We start from the raw sequence: 19,751 nt of genomic DNA, 5'->3' as shown, positions 1-19,751 counted from the left end.
CTGTGGGCTCGCTTCGGGCTTTGAAAAACCAGTGAAAGCGTCTAGCATAGGCCCCGTAACCGACCCGACCGGCCGCCTTTGCCGCCCTGCGAGGGAGGAGTTTTGACATGCAGATCATTTTCTTCGCCGCCGTCGGGGTGCTCGCCTATGTCGGTTACCGCTCCTTCGTCCGGGAAGCCCAGCGCGTGACGGCCAAGATACGGCGCACCGAAAAGCAGGCGGCCAACGGCACGATGGGAACGCTGGTCAAGGATCCGAAGACCGGCGAATACCGCCTGGCCAAGGACTGAAAATCATCTCCCTCGCCGCCGAGACCGTGAATTCCGATCCGCGGACGTGGCATGCGCATGCCAAGATCAACCTTGCGCTGCACGTCACCGGCAAGCGGCCGGATGGCTATCATTTGATCGAGAGCCTTGCCGTGTTCACGCGCTTCGGCGACAGGGTCGAGATCGAACTTGCCGACAGCGACGGGTTTTCCGTCTCCGGCAAATACGCGCCCGCGGTCCCGCTCGACGGCGGCAATCTGGCGGTGAAAGCGCGCGACACCTTGCGGCAGGAGGCCGGCCTCCAGCACGCGCCGCCGGTTGTCATCCGGCTCGAAAAGAACCTGCCGGTCGCGTCCGGTGTCGGCGGCGGCTCAAGCGATGCGGCGGCGGTGTTGCGCGGGCTCGTGCAGAGCTGGGGGCTCGACATTGGCGAGAACGAACTGGCGCGGATCGGCCTCTCGCTTGGCGCCGACGTTCCGATGTGCCTGGCGGCAAAGCCGCTGATCGCGAGCGGTGTCGGCGAAGAGCTGTCGGTCGTGCCGAATTTTCCGGCCTTGGGACTGGTGCTGGTCAATCCGGGCACTGCTGTTTCCACGGCCGATGTGTTCAATGCCCTTGAGAAACGCGACAATGAAGGGCTGCCGCCGCTGCCGCGCGGTTTCGACTTCCACAGCGTTCGCAACTGGCTGGAGATCACCCGCAACGATCTTGAGCCCGCCGCGCGCGCCATCCAGCCGGCCATCGGCAAGGCGCTTTCCGTGCTGAACAGGGCCGGGGCGGGATTCGCCCGGATGTCGGGTTCCGGCGCTACCTGTTTCGGGCTGTTCGAGACCGGTAATGTCGCCAAGCGCGCGGCCGTCGATATCCGCAGCCGCCAGCCTGACTGGTTCGTCGCGGCGACACGCAGTATCGCATCGGAGGCGGACGCACATGGCCAGGATTGACGAGAGCCGTTCCTTCATTCCCGTGCGCATCGCGGTGCTGACGGTTTCCGATACGCGCAGCCTAGCCGATGACAAATCCGGCCAGACGCTGGCCGACCGCATCACCGAAGCCGGCCACATCCTTGCCGCCCGCGACATCGTCACCGACGACCGGGAAAATATCCGCGACACGGTCCTGGCATGGTCGAGGGACAAGAATATCGATGTCGTCATCACCACCGGCGGAACCGGCTTCACCGGCCGCGACGTGACGCCGGAAGCCCTGGAGCCGATCTTCGAAAAACGCATGGACGGGTTTTCAGAAGTGTTCCACCGCATCTCCTACGACAAGATCGGCACCTCGACGATCCAGAGCCGGGCGACCGGCGGCGTCGTCAACGCCACCTTCGTCTTCGTGCTGCCGGGGTCGCCCGGCGCGTGCAAGGACGCCTGGGACGGTATCCTGAAGCCGCAGCTCGACTACCGGCACATGCCCTGCAATTTCGTCGAGATCATGCCGCGGCTGGACGAGCATCTCAGGCGCGGAAAGACCGGATAGGATCCCGGCTCAGCGAATGACCGGCTCGCCGTGGAAGCGCCGGCGCGAAGGCGGCGAGACGCCGAAGCCGACTTCCATCATCAGTCGCGGCGCGCGCGTCGGCACGGTGCCCATGTGGAAACCGAAGGGGTCCTCGACAAAACCGAGACCGGCCTCGCCGGTCAGCGTGACCGGGCTCTCGTCTCCGTAGACCTTCAGAACCTCCTCTGCCGGATGGCCGACGAGAAGCGTCATCTGATGCTTGAGGATGCGGCGGTTATGGCTGCCCCGGACATAGACATGCGGACCGGTGCCGTCGTCGACCGGCACAAGGTAGAAGAAGAATTTCAGCATGCGCCAATCGTCGAGGTCGAAGTGGTATTTGCCGAGTGACGCGAGGTTCTTCTCGGCGTCGGAGACCCCGCCGGTCGGAAAGCTCCACCAGACACGCGTGGTGATCAGCTTCGCCTGGCTGCCGAGATAGTGGGCGGCAATGTCGAGGAGCAGCGGGTCGCGCTGTACGGCGAGCGCGGCTTTGCAGTCGAGGATCCGTTCGAAAAAATGCCCGCTGAGCAACGGACGGCCGAAGTGCTTCTCGGCCTCGGCATGCTTTGCCGGCTGGAACTCCAGCCGGCGGTCGAAATTGCCGAAGCACGGCGTGCGTTGTGCAAAGCTGGCGATCTCCTCGTGGATCGACGATGGCAGGACCAGCCCGGAAAAGAGGCCGTCCGACCGCAGCGCGTCGACGACTGTTCCACGATCGACGCCGGCGAACATCGTTTCCTGGGCTTTTTGTGCCGGCCGAACCGGTTTTGCTCCACGCCAATGCAGCCGGCGCGCCGGCATGGTGCGCGCCAGCACGAACATCGGCAGCCAGGCCGGGTTCTCGCGAAGATCCGTCAGATAGGTCGGGATGCGCACGGCGATGCGACGCAGCAGGCTGCCGTTTCGGGCGATCGCCTCGAGGCTCGCAGCGCCGGATTTGTCAGGGCTTGAAAGGGTCATCGGCTCCTCGGCTGTGAAGGCGGCGTCGACGAAACGTCGGTCGCTCACCGCTCCGGCATTACCCAAACCCGATTGTCCCGCGTCAGGAGAATGGTAACCCCAGGTCAGATTTTGTGCAATGCACAATAAACGATGGCGGCGAAATTCTCAGCGTTACCGTCCTTCTCCCCCCTGTGGGAGAAGGTGGCCTCGCGAAGCGAGGTCGGATGGGGTGCTGGACGGAATGCGGCGTTGAGTTTCTTCCAACCCCTCTTCCGTCTCGGCGCTACGCGCCGATCCACCTTGTCCCACAAGGGGAGAAGGAAACAGGCGCCTCACTTCGCCGGCGCGACAGAGATCTCGGCGTGGAGCCGCTTTGTCGCGAGGCCGCGGGCGATGGCTTCGGCGCTGCGGGCGTTCTTGGACAAGGCGGTGGCCTGACGCTTGCTGATCACCAGCCCTTCGGCCAACGCCCGGTTTCCCGAAAAGACCCGTGACAGAAACGGCGTGCGGCTGGCGCGCGCCCGCGAGAACCGCGCCGGCATGGTTTGCCTGGCCGTGTGGGCGGCGACATCGTCGATCCAGCCTTCCGCCAGCCGCGCGCCGGGCTCCAGCATCAGCAGCCATTCGCCCTTGGCCTGTCTGATGCCGGCGGCAACGCCACCCGCCACAAAGTGGCAGCCGGCATGCTCCGCGACGCGGTGTGTCTGGTCGGTCGAACCGGTGTCGCAGACGATGACATCGCGCACCACGCCCTCGACGGCCCCGCCAATCAGCGAGGCGAGCGTGCGGGCAAGGCCTTCTTCGTCATTCAGGGTTTCGATGAGAACGCTGAGCATGTTTAGCCGAATAGCGGAAAGCCTGACGGAGCGCCAGTTTTTGCATCGCACCATAAAAAGTTCTTGCTTTGTTCTCGTCGATGAAATAGGAATAATTTCATGAACAGAGCGATTCGACAGCCCGCAGACAGTCCCTGGGAGAGGGCGAAAATGGAACAGATCGTGCGCGCCGACATTGCAGCCTTCGGAGCAGGAAGAGCCGAGATGGCCAATACGATGATCGAACAGAGCGGCATGCGCGTGCGTCCGGACCGCAATCGCGGCCGTTCCGCCGGCATCAATCCGTCCGGCCGTTTCGAGCCGGTCAGCCGGCATGTCTTCGACGATGGCTGGAACTCGCTGGAGGAACTGCCGCCGTTCAAGACCGAGGTGCAGGTCGAGAAGCCGCGCACCGTCATCACCCGCAACGAATCGCCCGATATTTCCTTCGACCGCTCGATCAACCCCTATCGCGGCTGCGAGCATGGCTGCGTCTACTGCTTCGCCAGGCCAACGCATGCCTTCATGGGCCTGTCGCCGGGGCTGGATTTCGAATCGAAGCTGTTCGCCAAGCCGGATGCGGCGCGGATGCTCGACAAGGAACTGTCCAAGGACGGCTACCAGCCGCGCACCATCGCCATCGGCACCAATACCGATCCCTACCAGCCGATCGAGAAGCAGTACCGGATCATGCGCGAGATCCTCGAAGTGCTGGAGGCGCGCGGCCACCCGGTCGGCATCGTCACCAAATCGGCATTGGTGACGCGCGACATCGACATTCTGTCGCGCATGGCCGAACGCGGACTGGCCAAGGTGGCGCTGTCGGTGACGACGCTCGACCGTATGCTGGCGCGCACCATGGAACCGCGCGCGTCGACGCCGACCAAGCGGCTGGAGGCGATCAGGCAGCTTTCGGATGCCGGCATTCCCGCCTCGGTCATGGTCGCGCCGATCGTCCCTGGCCTGACCGACCAGGAGATGGAGCGCATCCTCGATTCGGCCTACGCGGCTGGCGCGCGCGAGGCCGGCTATGTCCTGCTGCGCCTGCCGCTGGAGGTGGCTCCGATCTTCAAGGACTGGCTGCTGCGCCACTATCCCGACCGCTATCGCCACGTCATGTCGCTGATCCGCTCGATGCGCGACGGCAAGGATTACGATTCGGAATGGGGCAAGCGCATGAAAGGCTCAGGTCCCTATGCCTGGCAGATCGGCCGGCGCTTCGAGATCGCCGCCAAGCGGCTTGGCCTCAATGCCGAGCGGCGGTCGCTCAGGACCGACCGGTTCGTCGCCGCCGCCAAGGCAACCGAGCAGTTGATGCTGCTTTGAAGACATCATGTGCCGCCGTTGCCGGTGGCACATGAAAAATTCCGTCCGGCCTGTCTTGTCCCCGGGCTTGCAGACGGTGCCCTCCGGGTCCGGTGCCCCACCTGGCCCGGAGGGACTTGCGGAGAATCGGAGCTGATGCGAACCTCGCCGCACCATGGCTCGCCAGCGTTCCGATTCTCCGCTTCTCTTTGAAATCGTCGAGAGACCCGACTTCTCCTTCGAGACGAAGGCGATGGCCGAAGGTCTCTGGCCGGTGGCGGGCATGGACGAGGCCGGCAGAGGGCCGCTCGCCGGACCGGTCGTGGCGGCGGCGGTGGTGCTCGACCCCGCCAACATTCCCGATGGTCTCGACGATTCCAAGCGCCTTAGCCATTTGCAGCGCGAGGCGCTGTTCTCGAGAATTATCGGCTCAGCCTTCGGTGTATCGATGGCCTCGGTCAGCGCCGAAGGCATTGATGACAGCAACATCCTCAAGGCCAGCCTCGAGGCGATGCGCCGCGCTTTGGTCGGCCTGCCGGTGCAGCCGAAACTGGCGCTCGCCGACGGCCGCGACGTGCCGCCGGGCCTGCCCTGCGCCGGGCGCGCGCTGATCAAGGGCGACCAGCGCTCGCAGTCGATCGCCGCCGCCTCGATCGTCGCCAAGGTGATGCGCGACCGCATGATGTGCGGCTGCGGCAGCCATCACGCGCATTACGGCTTCGAGGTCCATATGGGCTATGCCACGGTCCGTCACCGCGCGGCGATCGAGGCGCACGGGCCGGTGGCGCGACTGCACCGCGTGTCGTTCGCGCCGTTCCGGCTTGGCGGGACGGAAGTGGCTGATGAAGAGATCCTTGCTGGCCTGGATTGAGTGATCCGGCGGTATTTCTCGAAGATTGGCGAAACCGGCGGCTACAGCCAATCTCCCCCCACGTGGGGGGAGATTGCGCGCTCAGTCGCGTCGCCATTCGCATCCCCACCGCAACAAAAAGCCGCCAAACTGCCCGGGCGGCTTCGATGATGCGGTGACGGCTTCCGCCTAGTTCAGCTTGGCCTTCACGTCCTGCAGCGAGGCCTTGAACAGGTCCGCACCAGCCTTGGCGTCGATCTTGCCGGCAAGCAGCGCACGCGCTGCCTCGACGGCGATGTCGACGGCGCTGGCGCGCACTTCGCCGATCGCCTCGCGCTCGGCCTGGCCGATTTTCTGCTCGGCAAGCGCGGTGCGCCTGATAACATAGTCCTCGGTCTTCTTGTGCGCCTCGGCGGCAAGCATGTCGGCCTCGCGCTTGGCGGCGGCGACGATGTCGGCGGCTTCCTGCTCGGCTTCCTTGCGCTTCTTCTGGTACTGGCCGAGCAGCTGCTGGGCCTCTTCGCGCAGCCGGCGCGCATCCTCAAGCTCGGCGCTGATCTTGGCGGCGCGGGCATCGAGCGACTTGGCGATCAGGCGCGGCACCTTGATGTAGATGGCGATGCCGAGGAAAATGACCAGGGCAACCGTGGCCCAAACCGTTGCGAGAGATGTGGCGTCCATGATGCGCTCCTCACCGGGCCACGGATTTGACCGCGGCCGCGATCTCGGTCTTGCTGGCCTTGCCGCCGACGAGCGCCTCGACGATGGCCGAAGCGGTGTCCTCGGCGATCGTGCCGACTTCCTTCATGGCGTTGGCCTTGATGGAGGAAATGCGGGCTTCGGCTTCGCCGAGCTTCTGGTCAAGCGCCGCTTCGATCTTCTTGCGGGCGGTCTCGGCTTCCGCCTTGGCGGCATCGTTGGCCTGCTGGCCGATCGTGTTGGCCCTGGTCTTGGCCTCCGCCAGTTCCTGCTCATAGGCGGCAACGGCGGCGTCAGCCTCGCCCTTCAGCCTGGCGGCATGGTCCAGATCCTGGGTGATCCGGTCATTGCGGACGTCGATGATGCCACCGACGCGCGGCATCACCACCTTCTTCAGGAACAGGTAGAACAGCCCAAAGGTGATCGCCAGCCACAGAAGCTGCGACGGGAAAGTCGCCGGATCGAACGGCGGGAACGTGCCTTCCACCTTGGCGGGCACGCCGGTGCTGGATTGCGTAGCGCCTTCCGTCCCACCTTCGACGGCGGGCGCGGCCTCTTCTGCAAACGCAGATGTCACGAACATCGCATTCCCCTGTCCATAAAGTCAGGCCGCATGTTTGCGCACCCCTTCTCGTCGACCCGTGTTCTTACTTGAACACTAGGAGGAAGGCGATCAGCAGGGAAAAGATGCCAAGCGCTTCGGTCACGGCGAAGCCGAAGATCAGACGGCCGAACTGGCCATCCGCTGCCGACGGGTTGCGCAGCGCGCCCGCCAGATAGCTACCGAAGATATTGCCGAGGCCGATGCCGGCGCCACCCATGCCGAGGCAAGCGATGCCTGCGCCGATTGCAGCTGCTGCACTTACTTCCATGTCAAACTCCTTGTGGTTCCATTGTCGTTGCAGTTTGTAATTGGCGGTAATTCCGCCGGTGAAATTCCCTAGTGACTGGGATGCAGAGCGTCGTTGAGATACATGCAGGTCAAAACCGCAAAGACGTAGGCTTGCAAGAAAGACACCAGGACTTCCAAGGCCGTCAGCGCTACCGCCATGGCCAGCGGCAGGATCGAACCCGCCACGCCGACTGCGCCGAACGCGCTCAGCGAAACAACGAAGCCGGAAAAGACCTTGAGCGTGATGTGGCCAGCCAGCATGTTCGCGAACAGGCGGACGGAAAGGCTGATTGGTCGCGACAGGAACGAAATGATCTCAATCGGAACGACAAGCAGCAGCATCACGACAGGCACGCCTTTCGGTACGAACAGCTTCAGGAAGCCGAGGCCATGCTTCATGAAGCCGTAGACGATGACGGTTCCAATTACCAAGGCGGCGAGACCGAAGGTGACGATGATGTGGCTGGTGACAGTGAAGAAATACGGGAAAAGGCCGAGCAGATTGGCAACGAGCACGAACATGAACAGCGAAAATACCAAGGGGAAGAACTTCATGCCTTGGGTTCCCGCTGAATCGCGCAGCATGTTCGAGACGAACTCATAGGCCATTTCCGAAACCGACTGGAGACGGCCGGGAACGAGGCTGCGGCTCGAGGTCGAGAGGTAGAGGAACGCCGACGCGACGGCCACGGTGGCGACCATGAAGAGCGCCGAATTGGTGAAGGACAGATCATAGCCGCCGATGTTGATCGGAATCAGCTTGACGATATTGAACTGGTGGATCGGATCGACCTTGTCAGCAGCCACTTAATAATCCCCATCAAAGCCGCGCGCGACTTTACTGTCCTGTTCATCGCGCCGGCCAGCGGCGCCTTCGTTCATTCTTTCGGATCGCGCGGTTTTTCGCCCTGTCCGAATTCTGCCATAAGCCCTGCGGAGCGCATGACATTGAGCACACCGGCGCCAAAGCCCAGCAGCAGGAACACGATCAGACCCCATGGCGATGTCCCCGCCAGACGGTCGATGATCCAGCCGATGCCGGCACCCACCACTACCCCGGCGATGAACTCGCTGGACAGTTTGAGTGCCTGGCCGTATCCGGCCGCACTGCCCGCTTTCGCGTCGTCTTTCCCCTCGAGCCGGCCCGGCCGCCTTGTCGCTAGCGATGCTTCAAGGTCGCGCCGGCGGCGCTCAAGATCGTCGTCACGGATGTCGGCTTCACGCTGCTTGCCGCGGCCGGTTTCTCCGGTTCCGTGTGGCCCCTTCTTGCCGGCCATCGAACCCCCCTGCCCGGCCAGACCGTCACCGTCCGTCCGCTTCTAAAGTCGCCGGCAACATAGTTAGAGGGTACGCGCCCGTCAAGCCAGGGGCGGAACTTCGAAGCCATGTATTTTTTCTATTGAAATCAATAGCTTGCTGAGGTGCGACATCGTGCCCGGCACTGTCTCTGGCGCGCCGCGGCCGAATCCCTCCGGCGATGGCTCTTCGATCGGTCGCGCCTGGAGCGCTCAGCTCCAGCCGCCGCCATAGGTGCGGTAGAAGATATGCAGGCCGATCTTGGTCATTCTTTTCATCGACCGCGCCCAGCCCGGATTGACATAGTTGGCGTAGTAATGGGTCGACGATCCCACTTCCGGGATGAAAATCTTGCCGGCGGTAACCGCCATGGCGACATCCTGGGCAATTCTGTAGTTGGCGGGGCTCTCGATGCGCTTCTTCCTGCCGTCGCAGGCGAAGGAGAACTGGCAGCGGTTGAACCATTTGTCGTTCTGGTAGACGACGCCGCAGATCGAGTTCGGATAGGCCGGATTGCGGACGCGGTTGAGGATGACCTGGGCGACGGCGGCCTGGCCGCGCACGCTCTCGCCGCGCGCCTCGAAATAGATGCCGTTGGCAAGGCAGGCCTGCTCCGGCTTGGAGAAGACGCTCGCCGGCAACGGATTCTGCATCCAGGAATGGTCGCCCTTGGCCATCGGCGGAATGAAGCGGCCATTGTTCGGCTTCTCGTCCTGCAACAAGGCCTCGAAGGGCGATGCCTGCGCGTAGTCGGGCGCCGCCGATGCATAGGCGGTCGCCAGCACATCGGGGCGATCGTTGTTGACCAGCGCCGCAAGCATGGGCGGCATGCCGGGATCGGGCTTCTTGTCGACGCGCGCGTGGAACGCGGCGGCGATCTCGATCTCCTTGCCTTTGATCTCGGGCTTGGCGAAGGCCATCTTCAGGCCGCTGTCCGTGCTCGGGCGAAGCAGCGAGGAGGTACGCTCGAAGATTGAGCCGGCATTGAAGTTCTTCGGCGGCGCCACCGGCGAGACCTGGATGATGCGGCCCTTCTTGTCGGCGCGCTTGACGCGGTCCTCGTCGGGCGTCGTGCCGGCCACGGCACCCTTGCCGCGAAACGACACGGCGCCGATGCCGGGCAACCGAACGCCTGAACCCGAGATCGAACCGGTGGTGTCGGAATCGAGGAAAGGCATCTCGGCGGCATGGACCGAACCGGCGACGGATTTCTCGACAAAGGCGCTCCAGCGGCCATTCGGCGCTTCGAGGCCGGAGACCAGGCTCGTCATGTCCTGATAGGCGACAACATTGGGAAAGCCGACCCAGATGCCAAGCCCAATGATCAGAGGAGACAGGACGGAACGCTTCTTCTCACCGGCGGCGGCGAGAAGCCGCTTCACAACACGTCGATGCACGGAACTCTCCAGAAACGCAACGGACCCCACTGGAGAGGCACAATGATGCATTAACCTTGATGGGGCGTTAACAGGGTCGATCGTGTTTTTTTGATGTTGATGCGAAACGAGACGCTTTTTGCGCCGCCCAGCCGGGCCGGAAAATTCAGCTCGGCCGGAGAAAAACCGGCCAGGCGATCAGCGCGCAGACGGCCGCCGCCAGCCACACGCCCGTCCATGACAAGACGACGAGAAGGCCCGGAATGGCGATCGGCACCAGGAAGAACGCGACGAAGACGAAGCTGTTGGCAAGGCCGAGAGCCGTTCCGGCGTGGCTGGCGCCGGCAAGCGCGGCAATTTCGGTGTAGGCGACGCCCATGCCATGAGGAAACACAGATGCCGGCGACAACCATCACCACAGGTCGCGGCATGACGAAGCGATGGCCGTCTCCGCTGCGCTGCCGCTCAGCGCTTCTTGGCCCTGCCGGCAAACGGGTTGTCCGAGGTGCGCAAGGCGATGCGGATCGGCACGCCGGGCATGTCGAAGGCCTCGCGCAGGCTGTTGGAGAGATAGCGGACATAGGATTGCGGCATCGCGTCGGGCCGCGAGCATTGGACGACGAAGCCCGGCGGGCGGGTCTTGGCCTGGGTGACGTATTTGACCTTCAGCCGGCGGCCGGCGACGGCGGGCGGCGGATGATGCGCCAATATGCCTTCGAGCCAGCGGTTGAGCTTGCCGGTCGAGACGCGGCTGTTCCAGACCTTGTGCGTCCTGATGACGGCATCCATCAATTTGTCGAGGCCGCGCCCGGTCTCGGCCGAGACCGGCACCGCCTGGATGCCGCGCGCCTGCGGCAGCAGCCGCTCGGTCTTCTCGCGCAGTTCCGCCAGGAGTTCCTGGGGGCGGTCGATCAGATCCCATTTGTTGAAGGCGATCACCGGCGCACGGCCCTCGCGGATGATCAGGTCGGCGATCTGCAGATCCTGTTTCTCGAAAGGGATAGTGGCGTCGAGCACGATAATGACGATCTCGGCAAAGCGGATGGCGCGCAGGCCGTCCTGCACCGACATCACTTCCAGCTTTTCGTGGATCCTGGCCTTGCGGCGCATCCCAGCGGTATCGAACAGTTTTATCCGCCGGCCGCGCCAGTCCCAGTCGACCGAGATGGAATCGCGGGTGATGCCGGCCTCTGGTCCGGTCAACAGCCGCTCCTCGCCGATCAGCGCGTTTATCAGGGTCGACTTGCCGGCATTGGGACGGCCGACGACGGCGATGCGCATCGGCTTGGTGTCGTCATAGCCGGGTTCGGCATCCGGATCGGTGATGTCCTCGCCGATCAGCACCTCGCTGGCGGCGATCTCCTCATGTTCGTCCTCTTCCTCGCCGAAGGCGCGTTCCTCGCCGAGCGCCGCCACCACCGCGTCGCGCAGGTCGGGCAGGCCCTGGCCATGTTCGGCCGAGACCGGGATCGGTTCGCCAAGCCCAAGCTCCCAGGCCTCCAGCATGCCACCCTGGGCACCGCGCGCCTCGGCCTTGTTGGCGACCAGCACCACCGGCTTGCCGGATTTGCGAACGATCTCGGCAAAGGTCCTGTCGTCGGGCAGCAGTCCGGCTTTGGCATCGATGGTGAAGAAGATCAGATCAGCCTCGCGGATGGCGATCTCGGTCTGCGCCCGCATGCGGCCAGGCAGCGTCGCAGCACCGGCATCCTCGAAGCCGGCGGTGTCGATGACGTCGAAAGCGAGATCGTAGAGCTTGGCGGCGTGCACCCGGCGGTCGCGGGTGACGCCCGGCGTGTCGTCGACGAGCGCCAGCTTCCTTCCCACCAGCCGATTGAAGAGGGTCGATTTGCCGACGTTAGGCCGGCCGATGATGGCGACTTTGAAACCCATGCATCACGACGCGCTGCCCGACCCGCGGATCAACTCGGACATCAACGTCGCCCGTTCGCGCGTGTTGCGCGGGGCGCCGTCATCCGCGGCGATCTGGTCGAACAGTTTCAGCGCATCCTGCGCCTTGCCTTCCTTCCAGGCAGCAAGGCCGAGCGCCTCGCGCGCGGTGTGGCGCAGCGTGTTGGTGTCGGCGGTGAGCGCCTCGACGCGGCTGGAGACATCGGCAAAGGAGCCATGGTCGACCAGCAACAAAGCTGCCCTGAGGCGCGCCATGTCGCGAAGGCCCTGGGGAATGGCGGTGTCAGCGGCAACCTCGTCGAAGTCCTTGACGGCGGCGGCGACGTCGCCCTTGTCGGCCTTGACGGTTGCCGCACGCATGCGGGCGAGCAGCGGATAGGCGCCATAGCCGTCCTTCTCCAGGGAATCGAGCGCTGCCAGCGCCTCGTCGCTCTTGCCGTCATTGGCAAGCTTCAGCGCCTGCGAGAAAGCATCGCCCGAGCGGTTGGCGCGGGTCTCGTCCCAATAGCGGTAGCCGACGACGGCGGCGGTGCCGAGCACCACCAGCACCGCGAGCACAAGCAAGGCCGGACCAAAACGGTCCCATAGCGCATGCGCCTGTTCGCGACGAATCTCTTCGTTGACTTCGCGGATAAAACTGTCGTCGGACATCAATCAAAACCATTGCTGCCCCGGCCGGGGCGCTTCATGAGCCCGCGTTTTAGCGAAATTTCGCCGGCATGGAAGGGGTTTACCAGGAAAATCGGCTGATCGCGAGGAAGGCGGGCGAAAGTGCGACCGCAATGGCGACCGTACCCGTGCCATATTTCGTCGATAGCCGATTCTAATCGTTCCCGTGCCAGACCGGATGCCGATGCCTCGCTTGTCCCGCGTTGTTGCGTTTTCTCTTGCCTCGCTCTCCCTGGCCTCGCTTGCCGCAGCCGGCACGGCTTTCGCCGATCCGCCCGGGGCGCCTGCGCCGGCAAAGCCGAAGCAGGTCGTCATCATCTCATTCGACAGCGCCCGCGACATTTCGCAGTGGAAGCGCAGCCGCGCGCTGGCGCAGCGCACCGGCGCGCATTTCACCTATTTTCTCTCTTGCGTCTTCCTGCTGTCGCCGCAGACACGCATGGAATACACGGCACCCGGCAAGGGCGCCGGTAAATCGAATATCGGCTTTGCCGCCTCAAAGCAGGAGGTGGCCGAGCGGCTCGAGCAGATAAGGCTTGCGGCTTCCGAAGGCCACGACATCGGCAGCCATGGCTGCGGCCATTTCGACGGCAAGGACTGGAGCAAGGCCGACTGGACCACCGAGTTCGGCTCGTTCGAGCACATTCTCGAGAACGCCTATTCGATCAATGGCATTGCGTCCGAACCCCCGGGCTGGCGCGACTTCGCGCGGCAAGCGGTGGTCGGGTTTCGCGCGCCCTATCTGTCGGCAAACAAGGCGCTCTACGAGGCGTTGCCCAAGGCCGGCTTCCTGTTCGACGCCAGCGGCGTTTCAAGGGGCCCGGTCCAGCCGCCGACCAGCAACGGCACCACGCATTTTTCGCTGCCGCAGATCCCGGAAGGGCCCAGATCAAGACCGGTGATCGCCATGGACTACAATCTCTATGTCAGGCATTCCGGCGGTTTCGAACGGCCAAGCAAGGCGGGCGAGTTCACGGAGCGGACCTATGACGCTTTCCGCGCCGCCTTCGACCGGCAATATCGGGGCAGGCGCATTCCGCTGGAACTCGGCTTCCACTTCACGCTGATGAATGGCGGCGCTTACTGGAACGCGCTGGAGCGCTTCGCCGGCGAGGTCTGCGTCAAAGCAGACGTCGAATGCATCAGCTTTCGCGATTATGTTTCGCGGCAACGCGCCGGCGAGAGACAGGCAAATGTGGGCGGCTGAGCCGCCCAAGCGATCATCGCCCTCTTCTTAGCTTGCCGGCTGATCCTCAGGACGCACACCGGCTTGCTCACGCTCCAGATAGTGCTGGTCGATCGCCGGCAGCGGCGCCCCTTCAAGCGTGGCTTCAAAGGCTCTCAGTCGTTTGTAGATGGATATCAACTCGACGATCGTCGGCCAGGAATTCACGAGATACTGGAATGAACTGGCAACTTGGGAGAAGGCGGAGACGACTTGCTGAAAAACGCCAAAACTTATTTTACCAATAGCCAATGTTGGAACAAGAATAAGCGTGGCAAAGACGTTGTCAGCTTGAAGATATAGATAGCGAACCATGTCAAAATAAACATAGTGGGCATACAACGTGAAATAATTCTTTCTAACATTTGAGAAGAGTTCCGCCAATGTCGGCGGCTGCGCGCGTGCGATATCGTCTTCCCCGAGCACAAGTTCCTTACGCAGAGCGGCTTCAACGCGCTGATTTCGAAATTCCAAGCCGGGGAGCTTAATCCCCACAACGGCCAACAAACTGGTGCCGAACAACGACCAAACGATCGCCGCGATGACGAGTGGATAAGGAATTGCTCCGACTATGGGGAGAGTTTGAACGTGAATAGAAAGAGACGCCAGCAAGGGGAGGAACGCAATCAGCGTCATAATGGAGTCGATGAAGTTCACTCCAAGCCCTTGCATGGTGCTTGAGAAACGCATCGTATCGTCCTGAACGCGTTGCGACGCTCCTTCAATATGGCGCAGCCTCGACCAATAGGCAGTAAAATAATCGTTCATCGCCGTGCGCCAGCGGAAGACATAATGCCTGACGAAGAAAACGTTCAGGACCGCAATGCTCATGTAAACCAGCGCCAAAGACAGGAACTGCCATACTCCGTAGTAAAGCTCGCCCGGCGTAACGGAGCCGGGCGTGGTCAAAGCCTTCTGCACCATGTCGTAAAACATGCCACGCCAATCATTTAGCGCCACGCTTATCTGCACTATGAAATTGGTGACAAAAATGATCAGGCCGGAGCCAAGGATCGACCAGTTTTGCCAAGGATGTGGCGAATAAATCGCCCAGAAAAGATAAAAGAGGGCGATTCCCGCGAAAAAGTAGCCGTAAAACCAGAGGAATGACGGCACCAGGAATCTTATTGGGCTTATGATAGGCGCAGCCTGCGGATCGACCGGAGGCATGCCAAGCATCGTGCCAAGGTGTTCGCCGCCGAAGAACCACAGGATAACGAGCAGAAGACTCCAGACGGCGGCCGAGGTGAAAAACAACTTCGGCTGCGGAAAAAACGATACGAACACTGTGGGGAAATCCTCGGTCGGCGCGCAAATCAGCGGCGTTGCTGTTCAGCGGGCATAAGGTCACACATCGACCGGAAAGAAAATGGTGGCCCGATGCCCGTCGCCGAGCAAGACCACAATCATGGCGATTTTGGCGCAGCCGACCAGGCGACGACGCCGGAGAGGACCAAGACGGCGGCAGCAACGATCGAGGCCAGGAAGAAGCCGCCCGATGCTTGCGCCAGCAGTCCTGCGACGAGCGGGCCGATGATCTGGCCGAGACCGAAGGACGCCGTCATGACAGCAAAAGTCCGGCGCGGCGCCCGCGGTGCGAGCTGCCTTACGGCCTGCAGGCCGAGTGCGGTCATGGCCATGAAGGTGGCGCCAAGCAGAAACCCGCCGAGCAGCGGCCCGGTGCGTCCGCCCATGGCGACGCTCGCGATGACACCGACCGCCTCGATGAGACACCCCGCAAGGCAGGCCGCGTAGAGGCCGATCCTTTCCGCGATCTTCTGCCACAGCCAGACCGAGGGAATTCCGGCAAGGCCGGTGACCAGCCAGACGACCGCCTCGAAGACGCGGCCGCCGCCGCCCTGGCGGACGATGGCGACCAGAAACGTCGCCGTCACCACGTAGCCGAAGCCGAACAGGCCGTAGGCGATAATCATCTTCACCAACGACCGGTCCTTCGGCAGCGCCGGCTCGCGGCGCGCAACACCGTTGGTGGTCGAGGCAGGTCCGACCAGCAGCGCCACGACAACGAAGCCGCAGCCACAAATCGCCGCCGACCACAGCCAGCCCGCCGCCCAGCCGGCATGTCCGGTGACGAGAACAGCCATCAGCGCCGAGGAGGCCGCGATGCCGAGGCCGACGCCGCCGAAATGCAGCGCCTGCAGGTCGTTGCGGTCGGCCGCGGTGAGATGGCCAAAGACGATGCTGGACATGAAGACCATGACGAGCGCGCTGGCGACACCGCCGAGAAAACGGATGACGAGAAAGGCCGCCATGGTGTCGGTCAGCCCCATCAGCGCGGCCAATACCGTGCTGGCGGCAAGGCCGGAGAACATCAGCATCCGCTCGCGCCCATGCGCCCAGCCGCCGGCGGCGGCAAGCGCGCCGACGAGATAGCCGAGATAGTTGGCCGATGCGATCCAGCCGGCGTCGGCCGGCGACAGGCCGAGTTCCTCCATCATGCCGGGCAGGATCGGCGTGTAGACAAAACGGCCGATGCCCATGGCAACGGCAAGCGCGACCATGCCGGCGAAGGCGAGACGTAAAGGAGATGGCGAAGCGGCTTTCATTGCGGTGCACAATAAGTGCGCCGGCCTGTGAAACAATCGGCTTGCGTTGGGCCAGGAAGGGTTCACAAGAACCGTATTCGAGCGTCGCGGTACAGAGCGTCGACGATCCTTCGCGCCCCTCTCTGCCCTGCCGGGCATCTCCCCCCTCGAGGGGGGAGATCGGCAGTTTCAGCGCCGGCTCCCCTTCTCCGATTTTGGAGATTGGCGAAAGCGGAGATGACAGCCAATCTCCCTCCTTGCGGGGGAGATGTCCGGCAGGACAGAGGGGGGCGCTGTCCCGCCGACGTCTCGTCCGCAGTTCTTTTTCGGGCCTAATTAACTAATTAAAAAGTGAAATCCTCTGTGCAGAGGCTTTCAGCCGCAGCCGGCTTGTGCCGTCTCATAAGCAGTGCGCCGCGCTGTCAGCCGGAACGGCACGTCGCCAAGCTCGCGCTCCGACATGGTGTCCAGAACGGGGTGCGACAGCGGATCGATGACCCATCGGGTTTTCTCGCTTTCATGCGACAGGCTTTGTACCGTGCCGGCTACGGAGAATATCCTGAACAATGATAAAATCTTCATCAGTTTTCCTCCTAGGATCGAGCTGCTCCCTTAAAATCTGCCATTTCGCCCACTGTTTCAATTGAGATTTCGGCCATACCAGTTTAGAAAAACTCAAATGACCATGTTGAACCGCGTCCATCTCAACGGCTTGCGCGCCGTGGAAACCGTCGCCCGGCTAGGGTCGCTTGCGGCGGCAGCAGCCGAGCTCAACGTTTCCGTCAGCGCCGTCAGCCAGCAGGTCAAGCAGACCGAAAAGCAGCTCGGCCAGACGCTGTTCGAGCGGACGCCGGGCGGACTGGTTCTGACGGAATTCGGTGTCGTCTTCACGGCGCGGCTCAGCGCCGGTTTTCGCGAACTGGCGCAGGCGGTGGCACTGGCCGACGAGGCGAGCGAATGCACGCTGGTGGTTTCGGTGGCGCCGGCCTTTGCCTCGAAATGGCTGCTGCCGCGGCTGTCCAGGCATTTCGCCCGCCATCCGAACGTGCTGCTGCGCATCGACGCTTCGGGGCGGATCGCCGATCTCGACCATTCCGACATCGACATCGGCATCAGGATGGGCGACGGCAAATGGCCGGGCGGGCGTGCGGAACTTTTGCTGGCGCAACAGGTGTTTCCGGTCTGCGCACCGTCGATCGCGGCCAGGCTGAAGTCGATCCAGGATCTGGCACAAACCTGCGCCATCACCGACGAGCGGTCGATGATCAGTTGGGACAGCTGGTTCGAGGCGGCGGGCGTCGAGCCGGTCACCTTCCTCAAGGGCGCGCGTTTCACCGACCCGATGCTTTGCCTGGAATCGGCGATCGCCGGCCATGGCGTGATGCTCGCCTGGCAATTGCTGACCGCCGATGCGTTGGCCGACGGGCGGCTGGTGGCGCCGTTCGGCGTGCGCGCCGAGAGCGGGCTGGGCTACTGGCTGGTGACCTCGGCCAGCAAGAGCGAGAGCCGCAAGGTCCGCGATTTCAAGGCCTGGATCCGCGAAGAGATCGAGGCGACCATGGCGCAGTTCGGCGCGCTCGACAGCGCGGCCTGAGGCTGGCGCAAATCCAATGCCACGGGCGTTCTTTGCGCGTCCGAACGGACGCGCGGCGCTGTGGCCCCCCGCAATGGCGGTGGAAAGCGCCAACTTGCCGGTCTATGTATGAACCGAACCCCACATCACGGCAGGCAGGATCATGACCACACATTCGCGCGGCGTTTCCGCAACGATCGACCCGGTGAAGCTCGACAGACTGGCGGAGGTCGCCATCAAGGTCGGGCTGCAATTGCAGCCCGGGCAGGATCTGGTGCTGACGTCGTCGATCGCGGCCCTGCCCCTGACCAGGCGGATCGTCGAGCATGCCTACAAGGCCGGCGCCGGGCTGGTGACGCCGATCTTCAACGACGACGAGATCACACTGGCGCGCTACCGCTACGGGGCCGATGCCGGTTTCGATCGCGCCGCCGGCTGGCTCTATGAAGGCATGGCGAAGGCCTTCACCGGCAATGCCGCGCGGCTTGCGGTGCGCGGCGAGGATCCGTCGCTGTTGTCGGGGCAGGACCCCGCCAAGGTGGCGCGCGCCAACAAGGCGAATTCGATGGCCTATCGGCCGGCGCTGGAGAAGATCACCGGCTTCGACATCAACTGGAATATCGTCGCCTATCCCGATCTCGCCTGGGCCAAACAGGTATTCCCCGGCGATGCCGACGATGTCGCGGTGGTCAAGCTCGCCGACGCCATCTTCGCGGCGTCGCGGGTGGATGTGGAGGATCCGATCGGCAACTGGACGGCGCACAATGCGGCATTGAAGAGCCGGACCGAATGGCTGAACGGCCATAATTTCCATGCACTGCACTTTACCGGGCCAGGCACTGATCTCACCGTCGGGCTGGCCGACGGCCATGAATGGATGGGCGGCGCCTCGACCGCCAGGAACGGCATCACCTGCAACCCGAACATTCCGACCGAAGAGGTCTTCACCACGCCGCATGCAAGGCGCGTCGAGGGCCATGTCTCCTCGACCAAGCCGCTGTCCTACCAGGGCACGCTGATCGACGAGATATCGGTGCGCTTCGAGGACGGCAGGATCGTCGAGGCAAAGGCTTCGAAGGGCGAGGACGTGCTGAGGAAGGTGCTCGACACCGACGAGGGTTCGCGCCGGCTCGGCGAAGTGGCGCTGGTGCCGCATTCCTCGCCTATCTCGGCGAGCGGCCTGTTGTTCTTCAACACGCTGTTCGACGAGAACGCCGCCTGCCATATCGCGCTCGGCCAGTGCTATTCGAAGTGCTTCGTCGACGGCGCCTCGCTCAGCCAGGACGAGATCGCGGCGCGCGGCGGCAACAAGAGTTTCATCCATATCGACTGGATGATCGGCTCGGACAAGATCGACATAGACGGGCTCGGCAAGGACGACAGAAGGGTGCCGGTCATGCGCAAGGGCGAATGGGCCTGAGGAGCCGGCAGAAAGCCCGGTGCTGATCGGCCTATGCGAGGTTGGCGATGGGACACGACATCGCGGTCAAGCGCATCTATGAGCCGCCCTCACCAGATGATGGGCAGCGGGTGCTGGTCGATCGCATATGGCCGCGCGGGGTCAGCAAGGAGCACGCTGCGCTGAGGCTTTGGCTGAACGACATTGCACCGAGCGACGAATTGCGGAAGTGGTTCGGGCATGAGCCGGCGCGTTGGGCGGAGTTTCGGAAGCGGTATGGCGCCGAACTCGATGGCAATGCGAGGTGGTGGCAGAACTGCGCGCCCTGCTTCGCGGCGGCAAGGTGACGCTGCTCTACGGCGCGCATGACGAGGCGCACAACAATGCGGTGGCGCTGGCGGGGTATTTGCGCGGGGCGTGAGAGATCCCCGCCCTACCTTGGCGATTGGCGAAGGCCGACGCGATGTCTGATCGGGAC

22 protein-coding genes and 1 pseudogene are annotated in these 19,751 nt (G+C 63.4%); 9 read left to right on the top strand and 14 right to left on the bottom strand.

The features are described from left to right. Positions 1–107 precede the first annotated feature (107 nt). The 3 genes from MESS2_RS00325 to moaB are packed head-to-tail and all read left to right on the top strand — an operon-like array spanning position 108 to position 1,751. On the top strand, positions 108–290 hold the full coding sequence (locus tag MESS2_RS00325; RefSeq protein ID WP_008871983.1) for a hypothetical protein: 183 nt from the start codon (positions 108–110) through the stop codon (positions 288–290). 26 nt (positions 291–316) lie between these two features. Then, the gene (locus MESS2_RS00320; protein WP_008871982.1) at positions 317–1,213 is read left to right on the top strand and encodes a 4-(cytidine 5'-diphospho)-2-C-methyl-D-erythritol kinase; all 897 of its coding nucleotides are present in this window, start codon (positions 317–319) and stop codon (positions 1,211–1,213) included. Next, a complete protein-coding gene (gene moaB / locus MESS2_RS00315) occupies positions 1,200–1,751 on the top strand; it encodes a molybdenum cofactor biosynthesis protein B (protein WP_008871981.1) in 552 nt (183 codons plus the stop codon). Before MESS2_RS00320 ends, moaB begins: the two co-directional genes overlap by 14 nt. Before the next feature lie 9 nt (positions 1,752–1,760). Here moaB and MESS2_RS00310 read toward each other — a convergent pair whose 3' ends face one another. After that, positions 1,761–2,735 (bottom strand): phytanoyl-CoA dioxygenase family protein, encoded by a 975-nt coding sequence (locus tag MESS2_RS00310; protein ID WP_040591664.1) that lies wholly within the window; start codon positions 2,733–2,735, stop codon positions 1,761–1,763. Between the two features lie 314 nt (positions 2,736–3,049). Further along, on the bottom strand, positions 3,050–3,553 hold the full coding sequence (locus MESS2_RS00305) for a glycosyltransferase (RefSeq protein ID WP_008871978.1): 504 nt from the start codon (positions 3,551–3,553) through the stop codon (positions 3,050–3,052). Between the two features lie 150 nt (positions 3,554–3,703). On the opposite strand from MESS2_RS00305, the gene MESS2_RS00300 reads away from it, so the two are divergent. Both MESS2_RS00300 and MESS2_RS00295 read left to right on the top strand, forming a co-directional pair. Beyond that, positions 3,704–4,858, top strand: coding sequence for a PA0069 family radical SAM protein (locus tag MESS2_RS00300; protein ID WP_008871977.1), 1,155 nt, complete (start codon positions 3,704–3,706; stop codon positions 4,856–4,858). 154 nt (positions 4,859–5,012) lie between these two features. Then, positions 5,013–5,708, top strand: coding sequence for a ribonuclease HII (locus tag MESS2_RS00295; RefSeq protein ID WP_008871976.1), 696 nt, complete (start codon positions 5,013–5,015; stop codon positions 5,706–5,708). Positions 5,709–5,876: 168 nt separating this feature from the next. Here MESS2_RS00295 and MESS2_RS00290 read toward each other — a convergent pair whose 3' ends face one another. From MESS2_RS00290 to MESS2_RS00250, 9 genes are all read right to left on the bottom strand, one after another. Further along, a complete protein-coding gene (locus MESS2_RS00290; RefSeq protein WP_008871975.1) occupies positions 5,877–6,368 on the bottom strand; it encodes a F0F1 ATP synthase subunit B in 492 nt (163 codons plus the stop codon). A gap of 10 nt (positions 6,369–6,378) precedes the next feature. Continuing rightward, on the bottom strand, positions 6,379–6,969 hold the full coding sequence (locus MESS2_RS00285) for a F0F1 ATP synthase subunit B (RefSeq protein WP_008871974.1): 591 nt from the start codon (positions 6,967–6,969) through the stop codon (positions 6,379–6,381). Positions 6,970–7,033: 64 nt separating this feature from the next. Next, a complete protein-coding gene (locus MESS2_RS00280; protein WP_008871973.1) occupies positions 7,034–7,258 on the bottom strand; it encodes a F0F1 ATP synthase subunit C in 225 nt (74 codons plus the stop codon). Positions 7,259–7,326: 68 nt separating this feature from the next. Then, on the bottom strand, positions 7,327–8,085 hold the full coding sequence (locus tag MESS2_RS00275; RefSeq protein WP_008871972.1) for a F0F1 ATP synthase subunit A: 759 nt from the start codon (positions 8,083–8,085) through the stop codon (positions 7,327–7,329). A 71-nt stretch (positions 8,086–8,156) separates the two neighbouring features. Beyond that, entirely contained in the window at positions 8,157–8,555 is a 399-nt protein-coding gene (locus tag MESS2_RS00270) for an AtpZ/AtpI family protein (protein WP_008871971.1), read from the bottom strand. Between the two features lie 231 nt (positions 8,556–8,786). Further along, positions 8,787–9,971 (bottom strand): cell wall hydrolase, encoded by a 1,185-nt coding sequence (locus MESS2_RS00265; RefSeq protein ID WP_008871969.1) that lies wholly within the window; start codon positions 9,969–9,971, stop codon positions 8,787–8,789. 145 nt (positions 9,972–10,116) lie between these two features. Then, a complete protein-coding gene (locus tag MESS2_RS00260; RefSeq protein WP_244439818.1) occupies positions 10,117–10,359 on the bottom strand; it encodes a hypothetical protein in 243 nt (80 codons plus the stop codon). 56 nt (positions 10,360–10,415) lie between these two features. Continuing rightward, positions 10,416–11,843 carry a ribosome biogenesis GTPase Der gene (gene der, locus MESS2_RS00255; protein WP_008871966.1) on the bottom strand — a complete coding sequence of 476 codons (1,428 nt, stop codon included), beginning with the start codon at positions 11,841–11,843 and terminating at the stop codon, positions 10,416–10,418. Between the two features lie 3 nt (positions 11,844–11,846). Further along, complete coding sequence (locus tag MESS2_RS00250) at positions 11,847–12,512, bottom strand: tetratricopeptide repeat protein (protein WP_008871965.1); 666 nt, start codon at positions 12,510–12,512, stop codon at positions 11,847–11,849. Between the two features lie 202 nt (positions 12,513–12,714). On the opposite strand from MESS2_RS00250, the gene MESS2_RS00245 reads away from it, so the two are divergent. Next, entirely contained in the window at positions 12,715–13,737 is a 1,023-nt protein-coding gene (locus MESS2_RS00245; RefSeq protein WP_040591663.1) for a polysaccharide deacetylase family protein, read from the top strand. Between the two features lie 27 nt (positions 13,738–13,764). Here MESS2_RS00245 and sbmA read toward each other — a convergent pair whose 3' ends face one another. From sbmA to MESS2_RS00230, 3 genes are all read right to left on the bottom strand, one after another. Further along, positions 13,765–15,042 carry a peptide antibiotic transporter SbmA gene (gene sbmA, locus MESS2_RS00240; RefSeq protein WP_008871963.1) on the bottom strand — a complete coding sequence of 426 codons (1,278 nt, stop codon included), beginning with the start codon at positions 15,040–15,042 and terminating at the stop codon, positions 13,765–13,767. Between the two features lie 119 nt (positions 15,043–15,161). Then, positions 15,162–16,322, bottom strand: a complete 1,161-nt coding sequence (locus MESS2_RS00235; protein WP_083918306.1) for a YbfB/YjiJ family MFS transporter — start codon at positions 16,320–16,322, stop codon at positions 15,162–15,164. Between the two features lie 354 nt (positions 16,323–16,676). After that, a complete protein-coding gene (locus MESS2_RS00230) occupies positions 16,677–16,883 on the bottom strand; it encodes a hypothetical protein (protein ID WP_008871961.1) in 207 nt (68 codons plus the stop codon). Positions 16,884–16,980: 97 nt separating this feature from the next. Here MESS2_RS00230 and MESS2_RS00225 point away from each other — a divergent pair, with 97 nt between their 5' ends. The 3 genes and pseudogenes from MESS2_RS00225 (at position 16,981) to MESS2_RS00215 (ending at position 19,694) form a co-directional block, all read left to right on the top strand. Further along, positions 16,981–17,895 carry a LysR substrate-binding domain-containing protein gene (locus MESS2_RS00225; RefSeq protein ID WP_008871960.1) on the top strand — a complete coding sequence of 305 codons (915 nt, stop codon included), beginning with the start codon at positions 16,981–16,983 and terminating at the stop codon, positions 17,893–17,895. A 142-nt stretch (positions 17,896–18,037) separates the two neighbouring features. Then, the gene (locus MESS2_RS00220; RefSeq protein ID WP_008871959.1) at positions 18,038–19,294 is read left to right on the top strand and encodes an aminopeptidase; all 1,257 of its coding nucleotides are present in this window, start codon (positions 18,038–18,040) and stop codon (positions 19,292–19,294) included. Positions 19,295–19,341: 47 nt separating this feature from the next. Continuing rightward, a pseudogene (locus MESS2_RS00215) lies at positions 19,342–19,694 on the top strand (DUF488 domain-containing protein). Positions 19,695–19,751 lie beyond the last annotated feature (57 nt).

This window comes from Mesorhizobium metallidurans STM 2683 (genome assembly GCF_000350085.1).
Taxonomy (GTDB): Bacteria; Pseudomonadota; Alphaproteobacteria; order Rhizobiales; family Rhizobiaceae; genus Mesorhizobium; species Mesorhizobium metallidurans.
Note: the sequence above shows the minus strand (reverse complement) of the source record. Positions and strands in the feature narration are given on the sequence as shown.

What these genes read in the sequence shown, in the direction of transcription:
- MESS2_RS00220 (WP_008871959.1), top strand. Translation starts at nt 18,038, where the DNA reads ATGACCACACATTCGCGCGGCGTTTCCGCAACGATCGACCCGGTGAAG.
- MESS2_RS00280 (WP_008871973.1), bottom strand. Translation starts at nt 7,258, where the DNA reads ATGGAAGTAAGTGCAGCAGCTGCAATCGGCGCAGGCATCGCTTGCCTC.
- MESS2_RS00285 (WP_008871974.1), bottom strand. Translation starts at nt 6,969, where the DNA reads ATGTTCGTGACATCTGCGTTTGCAGAAGAGGCCGCGCCCGCCGTCGAA.
- MESS2_RS00290 (WP_008871975.1), bottom strand. Translation starts at nt 6,368, where the DNA reads ATGGACGCCACATCTCTCGCAACGGTTTGGGCCACGGTTGCCCTGGTC.
- MESS2_RS00245 (WP_040591663.1), top strand. Translation starts at nt 12,715, where the DNA reads ATGCCTCGCTTGTCCCGCGTTGTTGCGTTTTCTCTTGCCTCGCTCTCC.
- MESS2_RS00225 (WP_008871960.1), top strand. Translation starts at nt 16,981, where the DNA reads ATGACCATGTTGAACCGCGTCCATCTCAACGGCTTGCGCGCCGTGGAA.
- MESS2_RS00300 (WP_008871977.1), top strand. Translation starts at nt 3,704, where the DNA reads ATGGAACAGATCGTGCGCGCCGACATTGCAGCCTTCGGAGCAGGAAGA.
- MESS2_RS00305 (WP_008871978.1), bottom strand. Translation starts at nt 3,553, where the DNA reads ATGCTCAGCGTTCTCATCGAAACCCTGAATGACGAAGAAGGCCTTGCC.
- der (WP_008871966.1), bottom strand. Translation starts at nt 11,843, where the DNA reads ATGGGTTTCAAAGTCGCCATCATCGGCCGGCCTAACGTCGGCAAATCG.
- MESS2_RS00310 (WP_040591664.1), bottom strand. Translation starts at nt 2,735, where the DNA reads ATGACCCTTTCAAGCCCTGACAAATCCGGCGCTGCGAGCCTCGAGGCG.
- MESS2_RS00235 (WP_083918306.1), bottom strand. Translation starts at nt 16,322, where the DNA reads ATGAAAGCCGCTTCGCCATCTCCTTTACGTCTCGCCTTCGCCGGCATG.
- MESS2_RS00325 (WP_008871983.1), top strand. Translation starts at nt 108, where the DNA reads ATGCAGATCATTTTCTTCGCCGCCGTCGGGGTGCTCGCCTATGTCGGT.
- MESS2_RS00250 (WP_008871965.1), bottom strand. Translation starts at nt 12,512, where the DNA reads ATGTCCGACGACAGTTTTATCCGCGAAGTCAACGAAGAGATTCGTCGC.
- moaB (WP_008871981.1), top strand. Translation starts at nt 1,200, where the DNA reads ATGGCCAGGATTGACGAGAGCCGTTCCTTCATTCCCGTGCGCATCGCG.
- MESS2_RS00295 (WP_008871976.1), top strand. Translation starts at nt 5,013, where the DNA reads ATGGCTCGCCAGCGTTCCGATTCTCCGCTTCTCTTTGAAATCGTCGAG.
- MESS2_RS00270 (WP_008871971.1), bottom strand. Translation starts at nt 8,555, where the DNA reads ATGGCCGGCAAGAAGGGGCCACACGGAACCGGAGAAACCGGCCGCGGC.
- MESS2_RS00230 (WP_008871961.1), bottom strand. Translation starts at nt 16,883, where the DNA reads ATGAAGATTTTATCATTGTTCAGGATATTCTCCGTAGCCGGCACGGTA.